The following is a 6,370-nucleotide window of genomic DNA, read 5'->3' as shown; positions in this document are numbered from 1 at the left end:
CAGAGTTCAGGTTATTTAACTATTACACTCGATACTTTAGGGAATGAAAATGAGTAACGCTACAAACAGTAAAAAGCCACACTACCCTGCTATTTGGATCTCTGACGTTCACCTAGGTTACAAAGACTGTAAAGCCGATTACTTACTTGATTTTTTAAACTCTGTAGAATCTGACACGCTGTACTTGGTGGGTGATATTATTGATTTATGGTCGATGAAACGTCAATTTTATTGGCACCCTTCCCATTATCAAGTATTAAGTATTAAGCTGTATACAGCAAAAAGCAGCTAGCGGGACACGTGTCATTTATATTCCCGGTAATCATGATGAGACTTTTCGTAATTACATAGATCAGACTCTGTTTGGTATTGAAGTCCACCAGCAGTTTATTCACACTACTAAGGCTAATAAACGGTTTTTGCTGGTGCACGGCGATGACTTTGACTCTGCGACTCGCTATAACAAATTTATTAGTATTGTAGGTGATGTTGGATACGACTTTTTATTATTTTTAAACCGCTGGACAAATCGTATTCGAAAGGTATTTGGTGGTAATTACTACTCGCTTGCTGCATGGATCAAAGCCCGCGTACACAAAGCACGTGAAGCAATTACAGCCTTTGAAGATGCTGCAATTCATGAAGCTAAAAAACAAAACGTAGATGGTATTATTTGTGGTCACATTCATCATCCAAAAATAAAAGTTGATGATGGAATTGTGTATTGCAACGATGGAGATTGGATTGAAAGCTGTACTGCCCTTGTAGAGCAGCAAGATGGGAGAATTGAGTTATTACATTGGTCAGATACACAAACCATACTTGATAGCGCTGATGTAACAAAACTAACGACACCGATAATCAGTTCAGTAAAGATCAAACCTAAAAAATCAGCTGCATAGCAGTTGAGCGCACACTTGTAATTTAGTTTAACCAGGTCAATAACTTACTCTTTAGAGTATGTGGCTTTATAGGTTTGGTTATATAGTCGTTCATACCTGCTGCGAGACAACGTTGTCTGTCGCCTTCCATTGCGCTTGCCGTCATTGCAATTATAGGGACATTTGCGTAATTACTTCCTGCTTTCGAATTTCTGATTGCATTGGTCGTATCGTAACCATTCAAGTTTGGCATTTGGCAATCCATTAAAATAACATCGAAGACGTGCTCCTTGTTTTGTTTTAATATCTCCAAAGCCTCTAAACCATCTGATGCTGAAGTAACTCTAACTTGAGTCGGCTTTAAAATTGCTTTAGCCACTTCTATATTTATCATATTATCGTCTACCAGTAATATATGGTATGGCGACAAATCAGGTTCAATGCACTCATCGATTAACTCTTTTGACGGTGTAATAATAAGCTCATTATCCGAGCCAAATAAACTAGCGAGTTTATAACTAAATTGATCTTGGGTAAGTGGTTTATTTAAAATATGGTTACCTTTAGAAAGTACAGCTTTAGCTGGGCTATCTGCCACCATATCACGTAAAATCAACACATACTTTTTGTCATACTGCTCACAAAAACGAATTAAAGCATTAATTTGTAAATGTTCATCATCTATTATTAATAGATCAGCTTCAAACTCTTCATACTCGCTAAAGTAGTCGAGCCTTTCGATATTAGTACTGTGTATTTTGCAGGTGTTCTGTAGTAAATCACAGACGTTTTTATAAACACTATCATGGGCTATTAATGTTGCAATACGAACATTCGTAGCAAGTTCAATACCTGTATTTAACTTTTTATTTTGAGCTACATGCAATTCAATGGTTGCACAAAATGTACTACCGACTCCTTTTTCACTAACAACGGATATGTTACCTCCCATTAACTGAGCAAGCTTTTTGCTGATAGATAACCCTAAACCTGTACCACCAAAATGACGCGTGGTACTAGAATCCTCTTGTGTAAACATTTCAAATAATTTAGCAATGTTCTCAGCCGCTATTCCAATACCGGTATCCTTTACGGTAAAACTCATTAATAATTTGCTATCAGTGATGTATTTAGATCCTACTGTTAAACTCACTTCACCTCGATGAGTAAATTTAAATGCATTATTCACTAAATTAATTAAAATTTGTTTTAGTCGATGGCTGTCGCCAATCACCATTCTATCCACTACATCTTTAGTATCTAAAAATACTTCAAGGCCTTTACGCTGCCCTTGTAATGCTAAAGAGCTAATCATATCGCTACATACTGTCACTATATCAAATGTATGATTATCGATATCAAGTTTGCCTGCTTCTATTTTAGAAAAATCGAGAATATCGTTTATCAAATTCATCAAAGAGTGAGCGCTGCTGTTTGCCAATTTTAAATAATGATGCTGTTGTTCGGATAAACCGTCCTCTTTTAGCATTTCAAGCATACCTAATACACCATTCATTGGTGTACGTATTTCATGAGAGATATTTGCCACAAAATCGCTTTTTGCTTGGCTAGCAATTAAAGCTTGATCAATGGCAGATTCTAACTCAAGTGTTCTTTGTGAAACCTTCAACTCTAAAGTATTGTTTAAACTTTCCAGTGCTGATTGAGTATTTTTTAAGGAACTTATATTTCTTAAAATTGCTGCGACTTGATATGCATTTTCATATACATCAAACACGCTCGTTAAAGTAATTGAATAATATTGCTTATTACCATTAGGCTCAGTATAAATGGCTTCAAAAGGCATCTTCGAACCTGCATTTATAGTTTGCGATAGACAATCTTTATCTATATCTGCCAACGTAAACATAGAAACAAAGTCAACTTCATTCTCTATTGGATGACCAAACGCATGCTTTGCTGTGTTATTACAATGAACAATGATGCCCGTACTTTTTATTGTAAAAATAGCATCTAAGGAATTTTCAATAACTTTGTTATTTTGCTCTTTTAGCGAATGAATCAACAGTTTTCGATTAATAAAACGCTGATAAACAATGGTGACAACTAACAAAACAATTAGAAAAATAGCAAGTAGAGCGATGAAGTTTTCACGCCTTTCATTAACCTGTGCCATAAGCATATCGCTATCTACACTTACAGCTAACTCCAATGGCAGCATTGCAATATTGCCATCAAAGTAAATACGTTTTTTAATAAAATACTTTTTGGGTAAATTATTTAATGGTATTGCGCCTTCTAATGTCATACTTTGTGTATTTTTAAACTCATCACTCCAAGTTTTACCTCTGTTAAACTCAAAACCAAAGTTTAAATCAGGGTTTGGATGAAATAAAAACTCGTCTTCACTATTCATTAAATAAATGGCTGTATTTTTAGGTAATTCAAACTCTAAGCTTTTAAATAGTTGATCCGCAAAGTAGTTTGTCACAAGCACTGCAAAGACTTGCTTATCCTTATCAAACACTGGTTTAGCAACACGGAAGGTTGATACATAAGGTTTTTGAATATCTCCATTTTCACGATTGTAATTAATGGGTGAAATATAAACGGTATTCTCATCCAGCATACTGGCTTTTATAATGTAATCACGTTGTCCTTTTTTTTGTAACTGAGAGCCTTGTACCCGCTTAATTTCGCTTTGATAATTTCGATCAACTCTAACTATCTCTTGCCCTCCTTCAGCAAGCGCTATATAACGAGCTTGAAGAATACTCTCATCTGTTCGCATAAAACCTGAAAAAATACTAGCTAAACGCTCTTGCCATATAGCCATTGGTGTACCAAGTAGTGGATCTACACGATTATTTTCAGTCGCGCGCGTAATTCCTTTAATTGGTGGTGTTGCGTCTAAGAAACGAATGGCCGTTACGCTATCTTGAAAGTGTTTTTTTATTGCGACGGTTTTATTTTCAAGCTCTCGTTTTAGTTCAATATAAGACGCGCGATATATATCGCCTCTAATTTTTTGATCAAAGACAAAAAGAGAAGGAAGTGCAATGAGTAAAAAAAGCATCACAGTAAAAAGTACCAGTTTATTGCTTTTTGCAATACTTAAAAAAACATTCCTTTTGTACATTTATCTGCAACCTAAAAGTATAATACATTGAGTATAGAGCAAATAATCGTAACCTGAAAAATTAATTATTTATCGCTAATTTTGAAAAAGTGAATCTTTAAAGCCCTTCAACAACCTTACAGTTATATTGAGCTCATATTAATTTTCATATGCAAAATCACTATTATTTCAAAAATACTAATGTAATCTCTCCTAAAAATAATAAAAGCCTATAGGTATTAAATATATGGATTCGACGAGTATTAAACTATGTCATGACGTTCCTTTGCCAAAGAACATTTCAATGTAATTGCAAAACAAAGAAAGAAAACTGTGAATAGGCTGGGTGCCCAAATTACTACCACACTACAGTTAGCCGATACGAAGCCTTTGCTAGACTTTCATTTAGCCCGTTAGCACCGTAACTAATTGCTTATTACAGTTCGCTATAAAGTAAGCTTCATTTTAAAATATGGAATGTCCTGCTTATAAAAACGTACTCCGTACGGAGTCATACCAAAACGTCTATAAAAATCTAAGGCTGATTCTCTCGCGTCACACCAAAAAAGGTTAGCTTCTGTACTTTTTAATGACTGGATAATATGGCTCAACATTTTAGAACCAACACCTTGGTTTTGATAATCCGTGTCGGTTGCAAATTTACGTAAGCGTGCTTTACCCTGCGTCAAGTAAACAGAGGCAACACACACTAAATTGTCGTTTATAAAAGCACCAAAATGGCTCGCATCTTCATCACCGTCTACACGACAAAACTCAGTTGTTTCGTTGGGCCACAATACACGTTGGCGTAGTAACATTGTTTGTTCAGATGATATTTTGCATATCTGCATTTTGGTGTATTCACTCTCTAATAATTATATAAAAAATAATGATGACGCACCTCACTTTACTGTTAGAGCGTTATCCCACTTATAATAAAAAAGTAAACCTCATTAGGAATTTTGTAGTAAACGAATCAATTAGAAATTTGTAAGCTGTAATTATATACGTTAAATGCTTTATTATATTTTAGCAGCAAAGTAAGCCATTATCTCAGCAGTGGTCATTTCTTTAGTTTCATTTGAAAAACAATAATAATTTGGTCGCATGTCACTAAAATACTGCATATCCATTTCTAAGCCTTTCAAATTAGAGAACATACCTACTGGCATGTTATATTCGCCTGTTGCTTTGAACTTATAAAACAAATGAGTGCCGCATTCAATACAGAAACCACGAGACGCCCACGATGAAGATTCGTACATTTTAACTTTATCCATTCCTTCGATTTTGACTTTAGTCCCGCATTTTACAGCAAAAAATGGGGCCCCACCCCAAGTCCTACAGGATTGGCAATGACACACCGTAAACTTAGGATTAATTTCCTCAGCAGTTATTTGTACCGCCCCACAAAGACAGTTTGTTTTGTACTGAGACATTAATAAGACCTTACGTAATAAATAAAATAGTGGGTGTAGCGTTAGTAAAGCAGAAGCATCTGCTACTATGTTTTAAGTGAATTATATTAATAGCTTAAAATAAGTTTAGATAACGACTAAAATCAGCGATTTACTTTTGATTTTACAGACCATAACTTGGTTCCTATTTTGGTTCAATTCTTTCCTCTGTTTGTAGTGGGGTATAACGGTATGTTTAGTGGGTTTTTATTTAAGTTGGAGAAATATTAACGCGTTTAAGTGGATTTTACAGCTAAACAATCTTAGTCATTCATTTCAGTATTATTCTTTGTTACTTTTATCGGCTATTTTAAACTTTAGCCATTATGATTATGTAATAGTTTTACACCAAACAATGCTTTAGTCGTTTTAATTCTATGCTTCATATTCTGATTTAATTAAAGTTAAGATAAATAAGCTGCAAGCTTAGTTCGCTCTTAGCAGATAGGACTGTATTTGAGATTTTAAAATGTCCTGTTATGCCAATGTTATTAAAAACATGATCATTCTACTGCATTAAAAATTATTCATAGTCGACTGCATGGATGCAGGAGGGTGAGCAATGCACTGAGCAATTGGCGTTACTTCCAGCTTCACTAATTTATGAATAGACCTTGTTTTGCAAATCACTTTTAACCGCTGGCCACTCAGTGTTAATTATTGAGTAAATAACCGTGTCCCTTATGCTTCCATCTTTTAAAATTTGATGATTTCGAAGAATGCCATCTTGCTTTGCGCCAAGCCTTTTTATAGCATTTCTAGAAGCTTGATTAAAAGAATGTGTTCTAAACTCAACGGCTAAACCTGTATGGGTGTCGAAAAGGTGATTAGGGCCTGTTTATCTTTCGAGGTTGAATTTGCAGCAGACTGTTTGGTATTTAGGCAAGGCAGAGCCTATGTAGTGTGGTTATTCCCCATAAATAGGCGATAACACAGCATAAATGCCAAACATG

General features: G+C 35.0%; 3 protein-coding genes and 2 pseudogenes. 1 reads left to right on the top strand and 4 read right to left on the bottom strand.

The window, feature by feature from the left end; genetic code table 11:
• The first annotated feature begins 49 nt into the window (after nucleotides 1–49).
• Nucleotides 50–902: pseudogene (locus CWB66_RS17855) on the top strand (UDP-2,3-diacylglucosamine diphosphatase).
• Between the two features lie 22 nt (nucleotides 903–924).
• Here CWB66_RS17855 and CWB66_RS17850 read toward each other — a convergent pair.
• The 4 genes and pseudogenes from CWB66_RS17850 to CWB66_RS22760 all read right to left on the bottom strand — a co-directional run.
• Complete coding sequence (locus CWB66_RS17850; RefSeq protein ID WP_138586419.1) at nucleotides 925–3,981, bottom strand: response regulator; 3,057 nt, start codon at nucleotides 3,979–3,981, stop codon at nucleotides 925–927.
• Nucleotides 3,982–4,406: 425 nt separating this feature from the next.
• Nucleotides 4,407–4,778, bottom strand: coding sequence for a GNAT family N-acetyltransferase (locus CWB66_RS17845; RefSeq protein WP_252371792.1), 372 nt, complete (start codon nucleotides 4,776–4,778; stop codon nucleotides 4,407–4,409).
• Nucleotides 4,779–4,982: 204 nt separating this feature from the next.
• The gene (locus tag CWB66_RS17840) at nucleotides 4,983–5,399 is read right to left on the bottom strand and encodes a GFA family protein (protein WP_138586417.1); all 417 of its coding nucleotides are present in this window, start codon (nucleotides 5,397–5,399) and stop codon (nucleotides 4,983–4,985) included.
• Nucleotides 5,400–6,018: 619 nt separating this feature from the next.
• Nucleotides 6,019–6,222 (bottom strand): annotated as a pseudogene (locus tag CWB66_RS22760) (GNAT family N-acetyltransferase); the annotation flags it as partial.
• Between the last annotated feature and the right edge of the window lie 148 nt (nucleotides 6,223–6,370).

It is taken from the genome of Pseudoalteromonas sp. S558 (assembly GCF_005886635.1).
GTDB classification, from domain to species: Bacteria; Pseudomonadota; Gammaproteobacteria; order Enterobacterales; family Alteromonadaceae; genus Pseudoalteromonas; species Pseudoalteromonas aliena.
This window is presented reverse-complemented; position numbering and strand designations above follow the sequence as displayed.

What these genes read in the sequence shown, in the direction of transcription:
- CWB66_RS17850 (WP_138586419.1), bottom strand. Translation starts at nt 3,981, where the DNA reads ATGTACAAAAGGAATGTTTTTTTAAGTATTGCAAAAAGCAATAAACTG.
- CWB66_RS17845 (WP_252371792.1), bottom strand. Translation starts at nt 4,778, where the DNA reads ATGTTACTACGCCAACGTGTATTGTGGCCCAACGAAACAACTGAGTTT.
- CWB66_RS17840 (WP_138586417.1), bottom strand. Translation starts at nt 5,399, where the DNA reads ATGTCTCAGTACAAAACAAACTGTCTTTGTGGGGCGGTACAAATAACT.